Raw genomic sequence first — 20,866 nt, 5'->3', positions numbered from 1 at the left:
CGGAACGCCCGCCGCGGACGTCAACAGCTCGATGGACGCGTGGTTCGCCGCGAACATCCAGTGATGACCTGCCGCCGCGCCGGTGACGCATGAGCGCTGCCGAGCCGGCGCGGCGGCAACCTTCCGGGAACCCCGACACCCCCGGCATCCCTCGTTTCGATGACGACACGAAAGCAGACTCACATGGCCGATACCGTGGCCCGCCTCGCGGGCACCACGAGCTCCCGGGCGGCGGCGACCTCCCGCCGGCGCGGGCTCACCTCGTGGCAGGACCGCCTCTCCGGCGCGATCATGGCCGGCCCCGCCCTCATCGTGTTCATCGCGATGTTCCTCATCCCGATGCTGCTGGCCGTGGTGCTGAGCTTCACGGACTGGAACGGGTACAGCCTGCACTTCGACTTCATCGGGCTGGAGAACTACACCAAGGCGTTCAAGAACCCCCGCACGCTCGACGCCGCCGCCTTCACCGCCGTCATCGCGGTGGCCGGCACCATCCTGTGCAACGGCATCGGGCTCGGCGTGGCCGCCCTCATCGCGGGCAACACGCGCACCAACACCGTGATGCGCACGATCTTCTTCTACCCGTACATCATCAGCGCGCTGATCATCGGGTTCCTGTGGTCGGCGATCCTGTCGCCGCAGGGAGCGATCAACTCGCTGCTGACGCAGTTCGGGGTGAGTCCCCTCCCGTTCCTGACCGATGTGACCTTCGCCAAGGTGAGCGTCATCGCCACCATCGTGTGGTCGCACTTCGGCTTCAACATGATCCTGTACCTCGCCGGCATCAAGTCGGTGCCCGCCGAGTACTACGAGGCCGCCACGGTGGACGGTGCATCCCGCTGGCAGCAGTTCAAGAGCATCACGGTGCCGCTCATCGCGCCGGTCGTGACCGTGAACCTGGTGCTCACCCTCGTCGGCCTGCTCAAGGCGTACGACATCATCCTGGCCTTGACCGACGGCGGTCCCGCCGCCTCGACGCAGACGATCGTGTACCAGATCCTCCGTGACTCGTTCGCGCACGCGAACCTCGGGTTCGGCGCGGCGCAGTCGATCGTGCTGCTCGTCGTGACCGCGGTCATCGGCCTGGCCGTGACCTTCGCCCGTCGCGGCGCCGACCAGAAGGCGAGCGAATCATGACCATCTCGACCGAGACCACCGGCCCGAGCATCGCGGGCGAGGTCTACCTCGCCGATGTGCGACGCAAGCCGCGGCGCAGCGGTCGCCGCCGGGGCCCGGGCTCCGCCGCCGAGCGCACGCCGCTCGCGGTGTCGATCGTCAAGTGGGTGCTGCTGGGCGCCCTCGCGCTGATCATGCTCGTGCCGATGTACATCCTGCTCATCAGCGCGTTCAAGCCGCAGGCCGACATCGTGCTGCACCCGCTGCTGATCACGCCCGACATGTTCACGTTCGACTACCTGTGGAACGCGATCACGAGCGAGAAGTTCAACGTCGTGGGCGCCTACGGCATCACGCTGCTGTTCGTCGCGCTCGTCAACTTCTTCTGCATCGTGCTGTCGGCGCCGGTCGCGTATGTGATCGCCCGTGGTCGCACCCGCTGGCACGTGGCGCTGCTCGTGGTGTTCGTGTCGGGCCTGTTCATCCCCGGCCAGGTGACGCTCATCCCGGTGGTGTTCGTGCTGCGGGTGCTCGGGCTCATCAACACGATCCCCGGCTTCATCCTGTTCGAGACGGCCGCGACGCTGCCGGTCACGATCTTCCTGTTCGCCGCGTATCTGCGCACGGTCCCGCGCGACATCGACGAGGCCGCGGCGCTGGACGGCGCGAGCCGCATGCGCGCGTTCTGGTCGTGCATCTTCCCGATCATGCGTCCCGTGGTGGCGACGATCATCGTGCTCAACTCGATCGGCGTGTGGAACGACTTCGTCAGCCCGCAGATCATCCTGGGGCCGGGGTCCGGCGTGTACACGGTGACCACCGGCGTGTACGCGGCGGTCGGCGAGTACTCCACCGACTACACGGTGCTGTTCCCGACGCTGCTGCTGGCGATCGCGCCGGCCGTGATCTTCTTCATCATCATGCAGCGGCACATCATCGGCGGCCTGGCCGCCGGGGCGACGAAGGGCTGACGGATGCCGGAGCCCGTTCCCGCGCGCCCGCTGACGGCGATCCCCGCCTGGGCCGTTCTGCAGCGCCGTCTGTTCGCCGAGATCGAGGACGCCTGGCGCCTGTTCTCCGAGACCTTCACGCGCCCCGACGGCGGGCTGAGGTTCGACGCGGTCTTCGAGGACCGCGACGGCGTCGACGACCTGTACGAGCCGTTCTTCAACTGGCCGGCGTTCTACCTGCTCGGCGGCAGCGACGACGTGCTCACCGCGGCGAAGCGCCACTGGGAGGGCGTGACCGCGCAGCTCGCCGCTGCCGGCATGGTCACGGGCGAGTACGAGAACGGCTACGACTGGTTCCACCAGGGCGAGTCGCTCATCTTCTTCTACGCGCTGTGCGCGGCCGACCCCGCCGATCCCGCGTTCGCCGAGCGGGCGCGCCGGTTCGCGCAGCTGTATGTGGATGCCGCGCACGGCAACTACGACAGCATCCACAACATCATCACCGCGCCCCACAACGGCGCCCTCGGCCCGCGCCCCGGCCTCAGCGACGAGCCTGAGCCGTACTCGGCCGACCGCCGCGAGATGCGTCCGTACGGGCTGCCGCTGGATTACGTGCCCGGCGTGGACGAATGGGACGACCTGGCCGATCCCGCGCGCGCGACCGCGATGGGCGAGGCGATGCACCGCGCGGCCGCCGGAGACGTCGCCGTCAACCTCGCCGCCACGAGCCTCGTCGCCAACCGCTGGCTGTACGACGGCGACGAGGCGTCGGCGCAGTGGCTGCGCACCTACGTCGACGGCTGGCGGGCCCGCGCGGCCGAGAACGCCGGGCTCATCCCCGACAACGTGTCGCCTGACGGTGTCGTCGGCGGACTCCACGACGGACGCTGGCACGGCGGGCACTACGGCTGGACCTGGCCGCACGGTCTTCCTTCGGTGGGCATGGCCACCGTCATCGCCGGCATCAACGAGGCCTTCGTCACCGGTGACGACGCCGCGCTCGACATGGCGCGCGCCGTGCTCGACACCGTGCTCGACCACGCGATCGTGGCCCCCATCGCCGAGACCCCGTTCAGTCTGCGGGGCGGCTGGCTCGCGCGGTGGGGTGAGGATGCCGCCACCCCCGCACTCCTCGTGCCCCACCGGTTCGGGCGCCACGGCTGGTTCGACTACGGCCCGATGCCGCTCGAGCTGCCGCTGTGGCTGTGGTGGTGGTCGCGCCGCGACGACGACCTGGCCCGGCTGCGTCGAGCGATCGAGGGCCTGCCGGCCATGGCCGAGCGGGTCAAGCCGTTCCGCGACAAGGCCGAGGCGGGGCACGAGGCCCCGTGGCTGGCGTTCCTCGACGGCGAGCTGCCGGACTACCCCGAGCGCGCGCTCGAGATGGCGCTGGGTCAGGTCGCGCGTCGCGTCGCGCTGATGCAGGGCGCTCCGACGGATCCGGATGCCGCGCACCTGCACTTCTGGCAGCGCGTGAACCCGGTGGTCACCGAGGTGCTGAGCCAGCTGGTCTCGGGCACCCCGCAGGTGCTCTACAACGGCGGTCTGCCGTTCGCCGCCGTCGTGTACGAGGACGCCGACGCCTCCCGCCCGGGGCTGCCGCCCGACGTGGCCGCGCTCGTGTCGCGTCTGGACGGCGACGACCTCGACCTCGCCCTCGTCAACACCTCGACCACCCGCGCTCGCCGCGTGGTGGTGCGGGCTTCGCGGTTCGGCGAGCGGCGCATCGCGTCGGTCACCGCGCACACGTCCGCCGACGGCGTGTATCCGGGCCGCAGCACGGCGTACGCGTCCACGCCCGGGCATCCCGTGTCAGTGACGCGCGAGCTCGATGCCGGCGAAGACGCCGTGGTCGTCGAGCTGCCGCCCGCGCACCGCGCCGACCTGACCCTGCACACGGTGAACTCGGGCGTCACGCCGCGGCACCGGGGTGCGGCATCCACTCTTCCCCTGTCTGTCCGTCTCGAAGGAGCGCCCCATGTCTGATCTCGCCACGCCGTTCCCGCGGCCGGACTTCGAGCTGCCGGTGCGCGGCGACGCGTACCGCCGTGCCGACCCGCAGACTCTGCGCGACCTGGAGCGCGTGTCGTCGGCGACGGCGTGCGCGAAGCTGCACGGCATGGGCATCTCGCGATCGTTCGTCGAGGGGCCGCGGCCGCTGGCGGAGGGTCAGCGCATCGTCGGCTCGGCCATCACGCTGCAGTTCATGCCGCAGCGCGAGGACCTCGCGTCGGGCCACGGCCAGGAGTACGTCGAGCGTCACACAGCCCTGTGGCACGTGCTCGAAGAGGTGAAGCCGGGCGACGTGCTGGTGATCCAGGCGTTCGGCAGCAAGTACTCGGGCTGCATCGGCGACATCCTGGCGCGCTACTTCGTCAAGAAGGGCGGCGTGGGCATCGTGGTCGACGGGCGCATCCGCGACTCCGACCGCATCAAGGACCTCGGCCTGCCGGTGTGGTCGACCGGCACGACGCCGCACTACGCGTCGCAGACCGAGCTCTTTCCGTGGGCGTACGACGTGCCGGTCGCGGTGGGCGGCGCCCTGTGCATGCCCGGCGACGTCGTGATCGCCGACGGCGACGGCCCGGTCATCGTGCCGCAGGCCATGGCAGGCGCCGTGCTCGAGTCCGCGCAGGACCACGAGGACTGGGAGGCGTTCAGCCGCCGCCGCCTCGACGAGGGCGCGCGCCTGAGCGACTACTACCCCCTGACGCCGGACTCGCGTGAGGAGTACGAGCTGTGGCGTTCCGCGCAGGCCTTCGCCCGCTGACGCCGACGCCGGGCGCCTCCGACACCTTCGGGTTGGGGTGTGCGCCCATCGGCAACCTGTTCACGGCCGTCGCCGACGCGGACGCGGACGCGACGGTGGCCGCGGCACTGGACGCCGGCATCCGGTTCTTCGACACGGCGCCGCACTACGGCGCAGGGGCGAGCGAGGCGCGGCTCGGGCGTGCTCTTGCGGGTGTGCCGCGGGACTCGGTCGTGCTGGCGACGAAGGTCGGGCGCAAGATCGTGGATGCCGACGGCACGGCAGTCCCATCCGGCGCGGTCGGAGCCGACACGGTCGCGGACCTCTCGCGCGACGGGGTGCTGCGCAGTCTCGAGGGGAGCCTGTCGCGGCTGGGCACGGATCGGATCGACCTGCTGTATCTCCACGACCCCATGGACGTGGACGAGGCGCTGCGCTCGGCGATGCCTGCGCTTGAGCAGCTGCGCGCCGAGGGTGTGGTGCGGGCGATCGGCGTCGGCATGGTGTGGCCGGACCCGCTGACGCGCTTCGTGCGTGAGGCCGACGTCGACGTGGTGATGATCGCCGGCCGCACGACCCTGCTCGACCATCGGGGCGAGTCGTCGCTCTTGCCGGAGGCCGCTGCTCGCGGTGTGGGCGTGGTGGCGGCCGGGGTGTTCAACTCGGGCATCCTCGCCGACCCCGTGGGAACGCCGTACTTCGACTACCGCGAGGCTCCGGCCGAGATGCAGGCACAGGCGCGCGAGCTGTCCGCCGTGTGCGCGCGGTTCGGGGTGGAGCTGCGCCACGTGGCGTCGCGGTACCCGCTGCGGCTGCCCGCCGTCGAGGCGGTCGTGGTAGGGGCGCGCACGCCCGCCGAGGTCTCGGACTTCGCTGCGGCGGAGAGCGCTGCGATCCCGGAGGAGCTGTGGGCGGAGCTCGAGCGGCTGTGACGATCGTCGACGCCCACATCCACCTGTGGGACCCCTCGCGTTTCTCGCTGTCGTGGTTCCGGGATGACCTGCATCTGCCGCCGACGGTGTCGCCCGAGGACTTCCGAGCGGCATCCCTCCCGCTCGTCGAGGCAGCAGAGCGGGACGAGACGCCCGTCCCGCTCGTTGAGCGAGCGGAGCGAGACGAAACGCCGCGAGCCGACCCCGTTCCCGGCCCCGTCGCCACGGCGATCGCCGTCCAGGCCGGCGACACGCTGCCCGAGATGACGTGGCTGCGCGAGCTCGCCGCGGTCGATCCCGTCGTCCGTGCCGTCGTGCTGCAGTACGTGCCCGCCACCGAGGGGCGGGCCGGACTCGCGACGTCCGTGCTGAACGACCAGGTCCGCGGCATCCGCGTGGCCACGCCGGGCGGAGCTCCCGACCTGTCCGACGTCCCCGGGCTGGACGCGTTGTGCGCCGGGGCCGGCGAATCAGGCCGTGTCGTCGAGTTCCTCGTCCGACCCGCTCAGCTCGAGGCGGTGGCCGCCCTGGCCGCCCGGCACCCGGCCACGACCTTCGTGCTGTGCCACCTCGGTCTCGGGGCCGCTGAGCCGACACCGCAGTGGGAGGCGGCGCTGCGGAGGGTCGCAGCCGAGCCCCGCACGGCCGCGAAGTTCTCCGGCCTGGCGACGGCGCCGGGCGACCATGCCCGGCTGTCCGCGCTCGCCGCGACGGCGTCCGGCGCCTTCGGCGAGTCGCGCCTGCTGTTCGGCAGCGACTGGCCGATGTCGGCGCGCATCGCGTCTCACGCGCGGCTCGTCGACGACGTGGCCGCCGCGTGGGGTGCGCGAGCCGACGGGTTCTGGGGAGCCACCGCGACGGAGCTCTACCGGCTCTAGTGCTCTCGTGCTCTAGGGTCGCGCTATGCGCATCGTCGTCTCAGGCACCCACGCGAGCGGCAAGAGCACCCTGATCGCGGACTTCGCGCTCCGGAACCCGCAGTACGCCGTGCTGCCGGATCCCTTCGAGCTCTTGGATGAGACCCGGGACGCTCCGGATGCAGGGTCCTTCGCGGCGCAGCTGCGCCTTTCGGCCGATCGACTGGACGCGGCCGACGCGCCCGAGCACCTGATCGCCGAGCGCGGTCCCATCGATTTTCTCGCCTACCTGCTGGCACTGGAGAGCGTGACGGGAGAGGCGATCTCGCGCGAGGTGCTCCTGCGCTCGACACAGCTCACGCGGGAGGCCATGGGCCACGTCGACCTGCTCGTGGTGCTGCCGCTCACCCCGGGGGATGCGATCGACGCCGGAGCGGACGAGTTCCCGGAGCTGCGCGACGCGATGGATGAGGTGCTGCTCGATCTCATCGCTGACGCCGACGTCGTCGGCCGGCGGACCAGGGTCGTCGAGATCACCGGCGGCAGGGACCGCCGGCTCGCCGCGCTCGAGGCGTTCGCCACCGCCGCGGACGGCTGACCGTCGCAGCGGCCGCCCCGCGGAGAGCGACCCCGGCCACCGCGAGTAGGGTGGCGAGGTGACAGCGCCCGCTCTGCCAACCCCCGCCCCTGCGCCACGGCCGGGCGTCGTCTACTTCGTCGGGCGCGTGATCCTGCGGCCGCTGTTCTGGCTGATGTACCGCCCGCGCATCCTCGGCCGGGCGAACGTTCCTGATCGCGGGCCGGTGCTGCTGGCGAGCAACCACCTGGCATCCCTCGACACCGTGATCATCCCGACCTCCGCCGCCCGTCCTGTGCAGTTCCTCATCAAGTCGTCGTACTTCACCGGCTCGGGGATCCTCGGTCGCCTCAAGCGCTGGTTCTTCACGTCGATCGGCGGCGTCCCGGTGTATCGCGCGACCGGTCGCGACGCGCGCGCCGCCCTGGACGCGGGCAGCAGCATCCTGCGGGCCGGCAGCGTGTTCGCCGTGTTCCCCGAGGGAACCCGCTCGCGCGACGGCAAGCTGCACGAGGGCCACGGCGGCGCAGCGTGGATGGCCCGCGAGACAGGCGCCGCGGTGGTGCCCGTCGGGCTTATCGGGACCGGCACTGTAAAGCCCCTGAGTCATCTCCTGCCGGGCAGACCGCGCCTCCAGGTGCGGTTCGGTGAGCCCCTCGACCTGTCCGACCTTGACGGCGTCCCCGACGGCAAGGCGCGTCGCGAGATCACCGAGCGCATGATGGTCGCCATCGCCCGCCTGAGCGGCCAGGAGCGCTCGGGCAGCGTGAACGCGACCTCGCGCGACTGAGCCGGCTGCCGGTCCGCCGATCAGCAAGGAGGTTCTGAGCGACGAGACGAAGGGGAGAACCATGGCATCAGTGACCGAGCTCTTGAACGCCAACCTGCACGAGGTCTTCAACAATCGCGACGCCCAGGCGCGCCGCGAGGCCATCGAGCGCATCTACACCGAGGACGTCGCGTTCGCGGATCCGGAGGGCACCACCGTGGGCCGTGTGGCCCTGGGTCGCAAGGCGGCGGAGTTGCTGGATCGCGCCCCCGCCGACTTCCAGTTCGTCGAGGACAGCATCCCCTACACGGGCGAAGACGCGGGTGCTCTCGCGTGGGCGTTCGGTCCGGTGGACGCACCCGTCGTCCGCGGTCTCGACATCATCGAGGTCCGCGACGGACGGATCTCGTCCGTCCGCACCCTGGTGGTCCCCGCCTCAGCCTGACGCGCGCGCAGCCGTGGTCCGCGATCATGGCGCCGGTGTCGAATCCGGGCTTCGTCGTTCGTTGCGTGGGTGAGAGGCGCCTGACAAGGGGCGCCGCAGCGATGGAGAACAAGAGAATGAAGCTCACGACGATCACGCAGATCACCCTCGACGGAGTGACTCAGGGCAACGGGGGGTCCACTGAGGAGGACCTCAGGGGTGGATTCGACCGAGGCGGATGGGCGAGGGGCGCCGGTGACGACACGACCCGCGATCACATTGCGGCGACCTTCCAGCGTGCCGACGCGTACCTGTTCGGCCGTCGAACGTACGACATCCTCCGTGATTTCTGGGGCACGATGGCGGAGCTGAAGCAGCACCCGATCGGCGTGGCCCTGAACTCGAAGCCGAAGTACGTGGCATCGACGACGCTGACGCGCTCGGACTGGGCGAACACGGAGATTCTTGGGGATGACCTCTTCCGGGCTGTCGCGGACCTCAAGGACAGCCGGGACGGCGAGCTGCAGGTGCACGGGAGCAGTCGTCTCATTCAGTGGCTGTTGGAGAAGGACCTCGTCGACGAGATGGAGCTCATCACGGTGCCGGTGGTACTCGGGCAGGGCGCGCGACTGTTCGCGGACTCGGGCCGCGACATCGCCCTGAACCTGGTCGACGCGCGTACCGATTCGAAGGGCGTGATGATTCACTCCTATCGCCCCGTCGGCCGCCCCGCGTACGCGACCTTCTGAACGGCGGAGGCCTCAGCATGACCCACACGACACGCACCACGCATGAGGTCATCGACCGATACAACGCGGCGTTCCGCCTGCACGACCCGACGCTTCTGGAGGACCTCATCTCAGACGAGTGCGTCATCGAGGACACGGGTCCGGCTCCGGAGGGAGCCCGGCACGACGGCGGTCGGGCCTGCCTGGCGCGCTGGTCCCAGCTCGCCGGCAGCACGGACCTCGAGTTCTCACCAGAGCCTGCGGATATCCTCGGCGATCTCGCCGTGGCACCGTGGATCCTGCGCTGGGGCACGGGCGAGGACGACTGCGTCAGAGGTGTGAACCTCATCCGCGTCCGCGACGGCAGGATTGTCGAGGCGCGCGGCTATGTGAAGTCTTCCTGATCCCCGTCGGCGCACAGTCGCCGACAATCGGACCATGGTCGAGATCTCCGACGCGGACTTCGAGGCGATGGTCGCAGAGGAGTACGAGGCTCTGCCTGACGACATGGTGAGGGGTCTCGAGAACGTGGCGATCCTCATCGCCGACCAGCCGACGGGCGAGCGGCCGCGGCTGTTCGGGCTCTACAGCGGACGCCCGCTGAAGACGCGCGGCGTGTACGGCTACGGGGAGCTCCCCGACCGGATCACGCTGTTCAAGAACAACATGCAGGAGCACAGTCACGATCTCGATGCCCTGCGGATCCGCGTGCGAATCACCCTCGTCCACGAGATCGGGCACTACTTCGGGTTGGATGACGCACGCCTGCGTGAACTCGGGTGGGCCTAGCCGCGACCGGCTTCCGTGCGATGCCCGCCGGAAGCCGGTCGCCCACCGGGTAGCGTCTAGCCCATGAGCGCTCCTCCCGATCGGACGACCGGATGGCGCGCAGCGGCGCGCTGGCTACTGGTCCTGCTGCTCGCGGCCGCCGGTCTGTCGCACCTGACGTGGGGCAGGCGCGGCTACCGCATCGTCGTACCGGACTGGTCGACGCGGCTGACCGGGCTCGACAAGGATGCGATCGTCGTGGGGTCCGGGGTCGTCGAGGTGATGCTCGCCGGTGCCGTCGCGACGATTCCTCGGCAGCGGAGTGTCGGCTGGCTCGTCGCGGCGTTCTTCGTCGCCGTCTTCCCGGGCAATCTCCATCAGTGGCGCACCGGTCGATCCGCGCCGATGCTGCGCACCGACCGCGCGCGATTCATACGCCTGCTGCTGCAGCCGGTTCTCGTCATCTGGGCACTGTGGGCGACGCGGTAGCGTGACCACCGCGCACCGCTCAGATGAGATCGACTGGACGCAGGACGATGTCGGCGAGTCGTTGTGGGCGGACGAGGCGTTCGTACTCGACTCCCTCCGGGATCCACTTGGTGTCCCAGAGGGTGATCTCCATCGCGCTGTCGCCCTGATCCCGGTTTCGCGCCTTCGCGCGCTCGCCAGCGACCTGCGGCTCGAGATCGATCCAGACCGAGAGATCGATCAGGGGCATGGTCTCCGGTCGAAGGACTCGGATGCCCTCGATGATGAGCGCGGCGGGCATCTGCTCGTCGACGAGCTCTTCATGTCCGTCGTATCCGCGACTTCGGTAGCGCAGGCGCGATCGCGATCCCGTCCTCACTCGCCTGAGCAGATCGAGGATCTCCGGCCAATCCTGAAGCTCGAAGAGGGCTGCTCGCCGGGTGTCGACGGCGGCGTAGAGCTGGTCGGTGGGGACGACCTGCGTCCGGCTGACCCCCAGGTCGCCGGCAAGCCGCAAGGCGAGCGTCGACTTGCCCGACCCGCCATGGCCGCCGATCGCGACAACGGGCGGACGATCGAGCTGCTCGATGAGCTCGCCGGTACGCCGAATCAGGTCGGGGTATCCGTGCCTGCCTTCGTCCACGAAGACATGATCCTCCTTTGCAGAAACCCAGGTAGTCGCGCCCCCGATCCTGCGCGCACGGAGGACTATTCCGATGCGAGCGGAAGCGACGGAACGGGGCGAGGATCCTGCTCGACCCACCACGCCCCGACCGCGTCGAAGTACTCGGGGAGGCATGTCTCTGCCGTGACCTCAAGTCCCACGCGTGCTTCGTCTGTGGCCGCGGTGATCTCGTAATCGAACGTGAGCTGGTTGTCCGCGATGGGGTAGATCTCGCTGGGCTGCGCGCCGGCGGACGACACGCAGTCTCGCCAGTCAATCAGAGCTCTCGCGTACTCAGCGGGTGTGACGACCCCGTCCATCAGGATCGCGCGCTCATACTCCGATGCATGCTGCAGCAGGGCATCGAGCGTCCGTCCACTTCCGGACCCGGTGACGCTGTCACGGGATGCGACCCACCCGCCGATGGCGATCGTCAGCACGGACGCGACGCCGAGCAAGGTGGTTGTTCGCACCCACGACCGCCGAACGGCGGTGGCGGACGAGCCCGGCCGCGAGCTCGCACGAGCCGGCCCCCGCCAGCGATGCTGCAGGCCGTCCCATCGCAGCGCCCAGGCTTCGTCCGACGTCGGCCCTGTCCGACCGCGCGCTTCATCGACATCCAGCAACGTGGTCAACACCACGTGGCCGTGGATGTCCCGCCACCAGCGGGGATACCAGCGCAGCAGCCGCGCATATGCCCGCTCGTTCGACGAGGTCATCGACTTGCCATGTCGGGGGTTCGGCGGTGATCGGCCGCCCGCGCGAGTGCTTCGCGGGCGGCGCGTGCCCTGACTTCGAGCTGGGAGGTCTCGTCGGCCAGTGCGACGGCACCGGCCGACGTGAGGCAGTAGTAGCGCCGGGCGCGGCCCTCGACGACTTCTTCGCGATCAACTTCGATCAGATCCGCGCGTTCAAGTCGCTCGAGCGCGGCGTAGAGGGTCGGAACCTTGAGCGAGACCGTTCGCCCGCCGCCCGAGGCACTGAGCAGTTCGACGTCTCGCAGGACGCCGTAGCCGTGTTTGGGGGTGTCGCTCAGCGACACGAGGATCCAGAACGACACCTCGCCGGCGGCTTCGCGGACGTCGGAACTCATGCGGCGAGCATATTCTGCTCAACAGAGTATGCACAACGCCGATCACGCGAAGAGTTCGTCGAACGCGTCCGTGCGCACCCGTGGCGCCGTCTCGGCCGGCTTGAGCGCGGGCCCGGGCGCGGGCGCGGGCGCGAGGGTGAGGGCGGCGGTGTTCACCGCCTCCATGAGGGGGCGTGCGGACTCGCTCAGGAACCTGCTGGGCTTGGCCGCGACATGCCTCGCCAGGAACGCGGTGGGGTGTGTGGGCAGCTGGGAGGGCACATACACGTCGAGGGTGTCGCGGGCGCGGGTGAGCGCGACGTAGAAGAGTCGCTGCTCCTCGGCGAGCCCGGCGGACGAGGTGAGTGCCATGTCGGAGGGCATCGCGCCGTCGTTCGCGCGCATCAGGTGCACGGCATCCCATTCCAGGCCCTTGGCGGAGTGGATGGTCGACAGGGTCAGCCAGTCCTCGTCGAGGTGCGGCTGCTTCGCCCAGTCGCCGGCGACGTTCACCCGATCGATCGCCTGCTCGCTCACGAACGTGCGCAGATCGGGCTGCGCCGCGGCGGCCTGCGCGATGCCGTCGACTTCCGTCACGCGACGATGCCAATCCGGGTAGTGGGCGCGCAGCAGCGGATCCACCGCGGCCCGGCATGCCTCCACCAACTCCGGCACGGCGGTGGTGACGTCCACGGCGCCGAGCAGCGAGAGCGTCGACGCGAGCCCGGTGCGTGCCTTCGCCGGTGCGGCCGCGACCGCGTCTGAGGCGCGGTCCACGCCGCCGTCCGCGAGGATGCCGGCGAGGGTGCGCGCATTCGCCTTGCCGATCGCGCGGTGCCGGGTGAGCAGGCGGTACCAGGACACTTCATCGGCCGGATTGAGCACGACCCGGAAGCTCGCCAGCAGGTCGCGCACATGCGAGGTCTCGAGGTAGCCGATGCCCCCGAACTTGTGGAACGGGATGCCCCGCACTTTGAGTTCGACTTCGAGCTGTGCGCTGTGCGATCCCGTTCTCATGAGCACGGCCTGCGAACGCAGGGGCGTCCCGTCGACGTGTGCGGCGAGGATGCGGTCGGCGATCGTGCGAGCCTCGTCGTCGGCGTTGCGGCAGGCGACCAATGCGGGCCGGGCCCCCTGCTGCGGGCGATCGGCGACCAGCCGCAGCTTCAGTTCGCCGGGCCGCACGTCGTTCGCGAGGTCGAGGATCGGCTGCGTCGAACGGAAGTTGCGCTCGAGGCGCACGAGCGAGGCGTCGGGGTAGGCCTCCACGAGCTCGAGCAGGTGCCCGGCGCTCGCACCCCGGAACGCGTAGATCGCCTGCGCGTCATCGCCGACGACGGTGAGCCCACGGCCGTCGGGCCTGAGCCCGCGCACGATGTCGACCTGAAGCTGGTTGACGTCCTGATACTCGTCCACGAGTACCCAGTCCCACCGCGCCCGCAGTCGTGCCCCGACATCGGGATCAGACACCAGCGCCCGCCACGCGATGAGCAGATCGTCCAGATCGAGCAGACCGCGCTCGCGCTTGCGGGCGCGGTAGTGACGCAACAGCTCGGCGATCTGGTCGGCCTGCTCCAGCGCCCAGGGGAACTGCTCTTCGATGATGGCGCGCACCGGAGTGGCGGTGTTGATGGTGCGGGACGCGATGTCCGCGATGGTGCGTGTCGTCGGAAGCCGGACCTCGGTGCCGTCGAGCCCGTGCTCGGCGCGCAGCAGGTCGATCAGGTCGACGACGTCGTCGGGATCGATGACCGTGACGTCTTGCAGTCCCAGATGCTGGGCGTGCTCGGCCACGATGCGGTGCGCCACGGCATGGAACGTCCCACCGGGGATCCGCTGCGCTGCCTGCGCGTCGCCGCACATCGCCGCAGCGCGAGAGAGCATCGCCGATGCCGCGCGCCGGGTGAACGTCAGCAGCAGGATCCGCTCAGGCACCACCCCCGCGTCCAGCAGCCGGGCGACCCGTCCGGTGAGCACGCGCGTCTTTCCGGTCCCGGCGCCTGCCGCAACCACGAGCGGCCCGTCGCCATGCTCGACGGCCTCCAGCTGTGCCGGATCCAGCCCCGCGAGCGCATCAGATAGTGCCACGGAGGCGACGGTAACCAGACCCCCCGACATCGAGGCCGGAGGACGACACCGCGGACGCGACAGCGTCAGAGCCGCGGGTGGAAGATGCGGGCGCCCGGCATCCGTCAGCGCACAGGTCGTCGCGAAGCTGACGATGATCGGCCCCGACGGCCCGACCGGCACCTTTCAGGAGGACGAGGGCGAGCTGGGCTGGTGACCGTCCGTCCGTGACGGCGTGATCGTCGTCGCATCGCCCGTTCGTCGGCGAGACTCGTGGGTAGGCCCGAACCCAAAGGAAACCCGATGATCACCGTTCACCTTCGCTACGAGATCGACCCCGACAAGCTCGACGAGTTCACCGAGTACGGCCGCACATGGATCCGGCTCGTCAACAAGCTCGGCGGCACGCACCACGGCTACTTCATGCCCAGCGAAGGCGACAGCGACGAGGCGTTCGCCCTGTTCACCTTTCCGTCGCTGGCCGAGTACGAGGTCTACCGGAACGCCTCGAAGACCGACCCCGAGTGCCAGGAGGCGTTCGAGTTCGCCCGGACGACGGGTTGCATCCGCCGCTACGAGCGCCGCTTCCTCTCGCCGGTGTTCTCTTAGAGCCGGCGCGAGCGAGGGAGGTGAACGGCGCTCTCAGCCGGCCGGCTCGTAGATCAGCGCGTCAGTCACCTGCGGCAGCTGGAGCGTGTGCCGACCCCGGGTGTCGGGGTGGTCATCGAGCACCGCCTCGACCCGGCGGATCATCTCTGTGCGCTCCTTCTCGCCGGCTGCAAGGAAGGTGCTGACCGTCATCCACCGGTTGAGATAACCCGCGCGGGTGATTGCTTCGGACCAGCGGACTCGGATGCCGTCCACGTGGGTGAACCCCGGCACCTCGACGACCGGGAGAGCATCGGCATCCTCCTCGGCCGACTCATCATCGGGCAGCGGGTGCGCGATCCGGTAGGCGGCGGAGTCCCACGCGCAGCGAGGGTCGGGGCCGTTCCAGATCAGGGCGAGCCTGCCCGTCGGCGTCAATACGCGCCGGATCTCGCGCGACGCGGGCTCCGGGTTGAACCAGTGATACGCCTGAGCGACGGTGACGAGGTCGCAACTGGCGTCCGGAAGCGGTATCGCCTCGGCGGTGCCGATCAAGGCGGTCAGCCCTGGCAGCTTCCGCCGCAGCTCGGCGAGCATCGGCCCCGAGGGGTCGACGGCGACGACGCGGTCTGCGCGAGCGACGAGCAGCTCGGTGAACTTGCCTGTTCCCGCGGCGAGGTCGAGCACGCAGGTCACGCGATGGGGCACGACCCTCGCGGCGACCTCGGCAGGGAATCCTGGCCGGTATCGCTCGTACTCCGCACCGATCGTCAAGAAAGTCGCTGCGAGCTCCGCATCAGTCACGAACCCGATGCTAGGCCGGGGCGAGCCGGTCCCCGCGGACTACCGCTGTGTCGCCGAGGCAGCGACGTCGACGAACTGTCTACCCGCCCGCGGCCACCTCGTCGAGCCAGTCCGAGAGCAGCGCCGCCACGAGGCCGGGGCGTTCATGAGGGAGTGCGTGACCGGCGTCGCCCGCGGTGACGACCGTGGCGTGCGGGTACCGGTCGCCGAGGCGTTCCTGCCGCTCCCAGCCGACCCAGTGGTCGTGTCGACCCGAGACGACCAGCACCGGAGCATCGACAGCCACCGCGTCGGGGTCCGCGCGATGAGGCCCCGGGGTGATCGCCTGCTCGATCGTCTGCTCGTCGACCTCGCCGACGACGGAGACGACGGCACTGCGGAACCGGTCCAGGGTGTCAGCGGTGCGAACGACGAAGTAGCCCTCGTACTCGGCGCGCTGATCGGGGTCCAGCGCACCGGATACGTGATCGTCGCGCACGACGGCGACCGCCGGGGTGCGCTGCTCTCCAGGAAGGACGGGACAGATCAGCGCCATCCCGGCGACCCGATCGGGGTGCCGGGCCGCGATCGCGCGTGCCACGTGTCCGCCGAACGAGTGTCCGAGCACCAGGAACCTGCCGACCGGGACCTCGGCTTCAAGGACGAGTTCGATGAGGTCCAGGACGTCATCGGGTTGCCGAACGCCCGATGAGGGGCGCGAATCGCCGTGGCCGGGCAGGTCGAGGTACACGCGCCGGACCGCGCGCGCACTGATCATCGGCTCAAGGAACTCGCGCACCTCGCCCCGTGCCGAGTACGCGCCATGAAAAGAGAGGAGTGGGATGCCGGAGCCCACGGCTTCGTACGCCAGCGAAGCCCCGTCGCCCAGCCGGACGCGCTCGGTCATGTCGCCATGATCGTCGCGACCGGCGGCGCGGGCAAGCGGGGCGGCGGCTACCAGACGATGCCGCCGCCGATCGAGATGCCGCCCCAGGTGAGGGCGATGAAGATGGCGGCGAACACGACGGGGGCGATGCCCTTGCCGCTGCGTGCGAGGCCCTTCAGGAGCGCGATCACGGCGAGGACCGCGGCGACGATCGAGAGGACGCCGCCCAGCACCAGGCCGATGAACAGCGGGATGGGCATGAGCACGAGGCCGGCCAGCGCGAACCAGAACGCGGCCCACGCGGTCGGGTTCGACTGGCGTTCATTCGAGGAGGACATGCGTCCATCCTCTCGTGTCTGCGCGCATCGTCGGGCAGGCGGGCGTCGACGCCGGCGGCGAAGCGGGCGATCGGCGGCCGCATCAGGGCGGGGTTACGATGTGGCTCGGCCCGCCATCGGCGCCGGTATCCAGGAGGACACCATCGACACGGATTACTTCGCCGGCGATGATCGCACCAACTACGAGCGGATGCTCGCGGGCGATTTCTACATCGCGGACGATCCCGACATCGGCGTCGCCGTGCTCCGGGCCGTACGACTCGTCCGCGAGTACGAGCGGGCCGTGGTCGCCGACGACGGCACGGCCGAGGGGATCCTCTCCGAGCTCGTCGGAACCCTCGGTGACGATGTCTGGCTCAAGCCGCCGCTGTTCGTCGACCTCGGCAGGAACATCCACATCGGCGCGCGCACGGCCATCAACTCGAACCTGACGGCGCTCGATGTCGCCGCCATCACGATCGGCGAGGACTGCCAGATCGGCCCGAACGTGCAGCTGCTCACGCCGACGCATCCCCTCGACGCGCAGCGCCGCCGCGGCAAGCTCGAAGCCGCAGAGCCGATCACGATCGGCGACAACGTGTGGCTGGGCGGCGGCGTCATCGTGTGCCCGGGGGTGACGATCGGCGACAACACGGTGGTCGGTGCGGGCGCGGTCGTGACCCGGGACCTTCCGCCGAACGTGCTGGCCGTCGGCAATCCCGCGCGGGTGATCCGCGAGCTCGGCTGCGCCGGGCTCAGGCGAGCCCGGCGCAGGAGGCCGGTCGCGTCAGCGGAGGAGCTTGACCGCGTTGCGCACCGCGGACACGCTGGCGATCGCGGCGGCGACACTCATGACGATCGGTGTGATCGCGATCACCAGGGCGACCGAGTTGGGTTTGAAGACCGTCCCGCTGGGCCCCGACACGTAGGCGCCGATGGGCAGTGCGATTCCGCCTCCGCCTCCGCCCGAGCCTTCTCCCTTGCCCTGCGGCATCCTCTCGGTGGGGGGCGTCTCGCCAGACCCCTCCCCGGCGCCGAATCCGAAGGCGACGATCGCGACGGGCACGATGTCCTGTCCGCCGACCGTCGACTTCTCTCCGTACGCGATGCGGGCGCCCCAAGAGGGGACGGACCCGGCGAGCTTCTCGACCAGTCTCTCCGCCATGCAGCGACCATATCCCGCACCGCTCGCCGGAACCAGAGCCTGTGCGCGGTCAGGGGACGCAGGCTGTGCCGCCCAGTCTCATCGACGAGCGACGTGCCGTGGCCGCCGGAATCCCGGATCTCAGTCGATCCAGAGCACCACGCCCGTCATGCCGCTCAGTACCGCCGTCGCACCCGCGCGGATCGCCGCGTCGCCGCGCTCGGGTGTGAACGACGACTCGTCGAAGTGCGTCGCCGAGCCCAGGCCCTCGCCGCGGAAGCCGGCACCGGTCCAGTCGACGGACGTCACGTTGTAGGTGGGCTCGGCGAGCTCCGCGCCCAGGACCAGGAACGACACGTCGAGGTGGTTCGGCGTGACCATCGCGAGGGCGTCGATGAGCGCCTCGCCCGTGGTGACGATGAGGTCGGGCTTCATGTCCATCGCGTCGACGATCGCCGGGATCGGGGCGGAATCCTCGGCTTCGACGGTCCGCAGCGACACCTGCTCGTCGGCCGCCCACTCCTCGACGGCGTCGTTGAGCACGCCCGTGGTGGCATCCGAACCGCTCGTCAGCAGCACGACGCGGTAACCGGCCGAGGGCGAGACACCGTGCCACGAGCCGTCTGCCGGCGTCACCGTCGCCTCTGGCGAGGGTGAGGTCTCGGGCGTGAACCCGGCCGCGGGCGTGCCGACGACCGTGGGCTCGGCACGCGGTGCACTCCAGTCGTCATGAGCGCAGCCGGCGAGAGAGAGCAGGAGCACCACGGCGACAGCGGTCGCCGTGACAGCGCGAAGGGGCACGGATCGTCCTTGGGGGATGGAGGGCGGGATGCTTCCAGCATGCGCGCCGGCACGCCCGGGTTCCTGCCCAGGCGGCCCCGTTTGCCCATTGTTCGCTTTGCCGGCGCCGCCCGTTCACAAAGCCGGGCGCGGAGCGTCACGTGGGGTGGCGAGGCTCATCTGTCGGAGCCGGGCACGCCCGACCCCGTTCCCCCAACCATCCCTTCCAGACAGAACGGAAGACCCATGCTCTCAGTAGCAACCTCGCGGCCTCACGGCCGCGCGGCGCTGTGGCTCTCGGCCGCAGCAATGAGCGCGGCGCTGGCATTCAGCGGCGTGCTCGTCGCGACGGCGCCCGCCCACGCGACAGACACCGCCTCGTACACCGGCATCGTGCTCGGCGTCGGCGCGAACGAGACCCAGCGCACCGTGACCTGGTACACCTCGGCCGACAGCGCCCAGGTCGTGCAGCTCGCCCCGACGTCGGCGCTCGCGAACGGCGAATTCGTCGCATCCGTCACGACGTTCTCGGCCACCGGCACGGCGAACATCGCGTCGAGCGGCGGCTTCAACCGCCACGCCACGCTGTCGGACCTGCAGGCGAACACGCAGTACTCGTACCGCGTCGGCTCGGACGGCAACTGGTCGCCCACCTACTCGTTCAAGACGCAGTCGTTCGAGGGTGACTTCGACTTCCTGTTCTTCGGCGACCCGCAGATCGGCGCCTCGGGCAACGTGGCGAACGACCAGGCCGGCTGGGTCGACACGATGAACGTCGCGCTGAACGCCAACCCCGACACCGAGCTGCTCGTCTCGGGCGGCGACCAGGTCGAGACGGCGAACACCGAGGCCCAGTGGGACGCGTTCCTCGCGCCCGAGCAGCTGCGCTCGTACCCGTGGGCCGCCACCATCGGAAACCACGACGTGGGCGGAAAGGCGTACGAGCAGCACTTCTACACGCCGAACACCGACTACTCGGCCGACTACTACCGCGCGGGCAACACCGCGACGGAGTCCGGCGGCGACTACTGGTACATCTACAAGGACGTGCTGTTCATCGACCTGAACAGCAACAGCTACAACGACGCCACGGGCGGCGGCGACGAGGCTCACGTGCAGTACGTGACCGACGTCGTGAAGGCCCACGGCGCTGACGCCAAGTACACCGTCCTCGTGTACCACCACTCGATCTACTCGGCCGCTTCGCACGCGAAGGACGGCGACAACAAGGTGCGTCGCGTCGACTTCCCGACGACGTTCTCGGAGCTCGGGGTGGACCTCGTGCTGCAGGGCCACGACCACGTCTACACGCGCAGCTACGAGATCAAGGACGGCGAGAAGGCCAACCCCGAAGAGCAGCCGGGCGCCAACGAGGTCTTCGTCGGCGAGGGCGGCGTCATCTACATGACGGCGAACTCGGCTTCGGGCTCGAAGTACTACAACATCACCGCTCCCGACAACAGCGGCACGAGCGGTGCCGGGAACGGCGCCGACCCGCTGAACCCGTCGAGCTACTGGTACAACTCGGTGCAGAGCCAGGAGCGGACCCGCAGCTACGTGAAGGTCCAGGTCCAGGCCGACCAGCTCGTCGTCGAGGGCATCCGCTCGGAGGCCTCGGCCAATGGCGGGGTCGAGTCGAAGATCGACTCGGTCACCATCCACCCGCACCACGCGGACGGCGGCCAGGACGTCCAGGTCGTGGTGCCCACGGCCGCTCCCGGTGAGTTCGGCTGGACCATCGACGGCCACAACGGCCTCGTCGACCTCGGCACCGCCGAGGAGAAGGACGGCTACTTCGAGGCGAAGGGCGCGATCAACCCGATCGCCGTCTCCGACACCCGCTCGTCGCTGTCGCCGTGGTCCATCACCTCGGTGCTGAGCGACTTCTCGGACGGTGACAAGACCTTCCAGGCCAGCTACCTCGGCTGGACCCCGAAGGTCGTCACCGCCGGTGCCGGCGCGGTCGCGGGTGCGGCCGTCTCGTCGGGCTTCGACGGGGGCGCGGGCCTCTCGGTCGACCGCGTGCTCGGCGCGGCCACCCAGGGTCACGACAAGGGCGAGGCGCTGCTCGGCGCCGACCTCGACCTCAAGCTGCCGACGCAGACCGCGACCGGCAGCTACCGCGCGACGCTGACGATCACGGCCCTCGCCGGCTGATCCAGCTCGTTGCACCCTGCGTCCGTGGGAGAGAGGCGACCCCTCTCTCCCACGGACCATCCTGTTCTCG

24 protein-coding genes and 1 pseudogene are annotated in these 20,866 nt (G+C 69.9%); 16 read left to right on the top strand and 9 right to left on the bottom strand.

Annotated features, from left to right (window positions below; all coding sequences use genetic code 11):
* Positions 1–183: 183 nt before the first annotated feature.
* From FB391_RS17275 to FB391_RS17215, 13 genes are all read left to right on the top strand, one after another.
* Positions 184–1,137 carry a carbohydrate ABC transporter permease gene (locus FB391_RS17275; RefSeq protein ID WP_141896320.1) on the top strand — a complete coding sequence of 318 codons (954 nt, stop codon included), beginning with the start codon at positions 184–186 and terminating at the stop codon, positions 1,135–1,137.
* Complete coding sequence (locus FB391_RS17270; protein WP_141896319.1) at positions 1,134–2,087, top strand: carbohydrate ABC transporter permease; 954 nt, start codon at positions 1,134–1,136, stop codon at positions 2,085–2,087. The genes FB391_RS17275 and FB391_RS17270 overlap by 4 nt, the downstream gene beginning before the upstream one ends.
* Positions 2,088–2,090: 3 nt before the next feature.
* On the top strand, positions 2,091–4,052 hold the full coding sequence (locus FB391_RS17265; protein WP_141896318.1) for a DUF8034 domain-containing protein: 1,962 nt from the start codon (positions 2,091–2,093) through the stop codon (positions 4,050–4,052).
* Complete coding sequence (locus FB391_RS17260; RefSeq protein ID WP_141896317.1) at positions 4,045–4,836, top strand: RraA family protein; 792 nt, start codon at positions 4,045–4,047, stop codon at positions 4,834–4,836. Before FB391_RS17265 ends, FB391_RS17260 begins: the two co-directional genes overlap by 8 nt.
* Entirely contained in the window at positions 4,806–5,747 is a 942-nt protein-coding gene (locus tag FB391_RS17255) for an aldo/keto reductase (RefSeq protein ID WP_141896316.1), read from the top strand. Before FB391_RS17260 ends, FB391_RS17255 begins: the two co-directional genes overlap by 31 nt.
* The gene (locus FB391_RS17250; protein ID WP_185843149.1) at positions 5,744–6,625 is read left to right on the top strand and encodes an amidohydrolase family protein; all 882 of its coding nucleotides are present in this window, start codon (positions 5,744–5,746) and stop codon (positions 6,623–6,625) included. The genes FB391_RS17255 and FB391_RS17250 overlap by 4 nt, the downstream gene beginning before the upstream one ends.
* 25 nt (positions 6,626–6,650) lie before the next feature.
* Positions 6,651–7,202, top strand: a complete 552-nt coding sequence (locus FB391_RS17245; RefSeq protein WP_141896314.1) for an AAA family ATPase — start codon at positions 6,651–6,653, stop codon at positions 7,200–7,202.
* Between the two features lie 58 nt (positions 7,203–7,260).
* Positions 7,261–7,971 carry a lysophospholipid acyltransferase family protein gene (locus FB391_RS17240; protein WP_246093593.1) on the top strand — a complete coding sequence of 237 codons (711 nt, stop codon included), beginning with the start codon at positions 7,261–7,263 and terminating at the stop codon, positions 7,969–7,971.
* Between the two features lie 61 nt (positions 7,972–8,032).
* Complete coding sequence (locus tag FB391_RS17235) at positions 8,033–8,395, top strand: nuclear transport factor 2 family protein (RefSeq protein WP_141896313.1); 363 nt, start codon at positions 8,033–8,035, stop codon at positions 8,393–8,395.
* A gap of 35 nt (positions 8,396–8,430) precedes the next feature.
* Positions 8,431–9,123 carry a dihydrofolate reductase family protein gene (locus FB391_RS17230; protein WP_246093592.1) on the top strand — a complete coding sequence of 231 codons (693 nt, stop codon included), beginning with the start codon at positions 8,431–8,433 and terminating at the stop codon, positions 9,121–9,123.
* Positions 9,124–9,140: 17 nt separating this feature from the next.
* On the top strand, positions 9,141–9,506 hold the full coding sequence (locus tag FB391_RS17225) for a nuclear transport factor 2 family protein (RefSeq protein WP_141896312.1): 366 nt from the start codon (positions 9,141–9,143) through the stop codon (positions 9,504–9,506).
* Between the two features lie 34 nt (positions 9,507–9,540).
* Positions 9,541–9,891 carry a metallopeptidase family protein gene (locus FB391_RS17220; protein WP_141896311.1) on the top strand — a complete coding sequence of 117 codons (351 nt, stop codon included), beginning with the start codon at positions 9,541–9,543 and terminating at the stop codon, positions 9,889–9,891.
* Between the two features lie 63 nt (positions 9,892–9,954).
* Complete coding sequence (locus FB391_RS17215; RefSeq protein WP_141896310.1) at positions 9,955–10,359, top strand: DoxX family protein; 405 nt, start codon at positions 9,955–9,957, stop codon at positions 10,357–10,359.
* Between the two features lie 19 nt (positions 10,360–10,378).
* On the opposite strand, the gene FB391_RS17210 is transcribed toward FB391_RS17215, so the two are convergent.
* The 4 genes from FB391_RS17210 to FB391_RS17195 are packed head-to-tail and all read right to left on the bottom strand — an operon-like array spanning position 10,379 to position 14,162.
* Complete coding sequence (locus tag FB391_RS17210) at positions 10,379–11,104, bottom strand: hypothetical protein (protein WP_141896309.1); 726 nt, start codon at positions 11,102–11,104, stop codon at positions 10,379–10,381.
* Complete coding sequence (locus tag FB391_RS17205; RefSeq protein ID WP_141896308.1) at positions 11,047–11,721, bottom strand: hypothetical protein; 675 nt, start codon at positions 11,719–11,721, stop codon at positions 11,047–11,049. The genes FB391_RS17210 and FB391_RS17205 overlap by 58 nt, the downstream gene beginning before the upstream one ends.
* Positions 11,718–12,095: a PadR family transcriptional regulator gene (locus FB391_RS17200; protein WP_141896307.1), complete on the bottom strand. Its 378-nt coding sequence runs from the start codon at positions 12,093–12,095 to the stop codon at positions 11,718–11,720. The genes FB391_RS17205 and FB391_RS17200 overlap by 4 nt, the downstream gene beginning before the upstream one ends.
* A 42-nt stretch (positions 12,096–12,137) precedes the next feature.
* Positions 12,138–14,162 (bottom strand): ATP-dependent helicase, encoded by a 2,025-nt coding sequence (locus tag FB391_RS17195; RefSeq protein WP_185843148.1) that lies wholly within the window; start codon positions 14,160–14,162, stop codon positions 12,138–12,140.
* 282 nt (positions 14,163–14,444) lie between these two features.
* On the opposite strand from FB391_RS17195, the gene FB391_RS17185 reads away from it, so the two are divergent.
* Positions 14,445–14,750, top strand: a complete 306-nt coding sequence (locus FB391_RS17185; protein ID WP_141896305.1) for an NIPSNAP family protein — start codon at positions 14,445–14,447, stop codon at positions 14,748–14,750.
* 33 nt (positions 14,751–14,783) lie between these two features.
* Here FB391_RS17185 and FB391_RS17180 read toward each other — a convergent pair whose 3' ends face one another.
* From FB391_RS17180 to FB391_RS17170, 3 genes are all read right to left on the bottom strand, one after another.
* Positions 14,784–15,437 (bottom strand): class I SAM-dependent methyltransferase, encoded by a 654-nt coding sequence (locus tag FB391_RS17180; RefSeq protein ID WP_281286453.1) that lies wholly within the window; start codon positions 15,435–15,437, stop codon positions 14,784–14,786.
* A gap of 175 nt (positions 15,438–15,612) precedes the next feature.
* A complete protein-coding gene (locus FB391_RS17175) occupies positions 15,613–16,419 on the bottom strand; it encodes an alpha/beta fold hydrolase (RefSeq protein ID WP_141896303.1) in 807 nt (268 codons plus the stop codon).
* 47 nt (positions 16,420–16,466) lie between these two features.
* Complete coding sequence (locus FB391_RS17170) at positions 16,467–16,736, bottom strand: hypothetical protein (RefSeq protein WP_141896302.1); 270 nt, start codon at positions 16,734–16,736, stop codon at positions 16,467–16,469.
* Positions 16,737–16,878: 142 nt separating this feature from the next.
* Between FB391_RS17170 and FB391_RS20125 the strand changes: the two are divergent.
* Positions 16,879–17,457 (top strand): annotated as a pseudogene (locus tag FB391_RS20125) (sugar O-acetyltransferase); the annotation flags it as partial.
* A gap of 45 nt (positions 17,458–17,502) precedes the next feature.
* Here the strand turns inward: FB391_RS20125 and FB391_RS17160 are convergent.
* A complete protein-coding gene (locus FB391_RS17160; protein ID WP_141896301.1) occupies positions 17,503–17,880 on the bottom strand; it encodes a hypothetical protein in 378 nt (125 codons plus the stop codon).
* Between the two features lie 120 nt (positions 17,881–18,000).
* Entirely contained in the window at positions 18,001–18,660 is a 660-nt protein-coding gene (locus tag FB391_RS17155; RefSeq protein ID WP_141896300.1) for a type 1 periplasmic-binding domain-containing protein, read from the bottom strand.
* A 225-nt stretch (positions 18,661–18,885) separates the two neighbouring features.
* On the opposite strand from FB391_RS17155, the gene FB391_RS20205 reads away from it, so the two are divergent.
* Complete coding sequence (locus FB391_RS20205; protein ID WP_141896299.1) at positions 18,886–20,796, top strand: purple acid phosphatase family protein; 1,911 nt, start codon at positions 18,886–18,888, stop codon at positions 20,794–20,796.
* Positions 20,797–20,866: the final 70 nt, after the last annotated feature.

It is taken from the genome of Microbacterium kyungheense (assembly GCF_006783905.1).
Lineage (GTDB): Bacteria > Actinomycetota > Actinomycetes > Actinomycetales > Microbacteriaceae > Microbacterium > Microbacterium kyungheense.
This window is presented reverse-complemented; position numbering and strand designations above follow the sequence as displayed.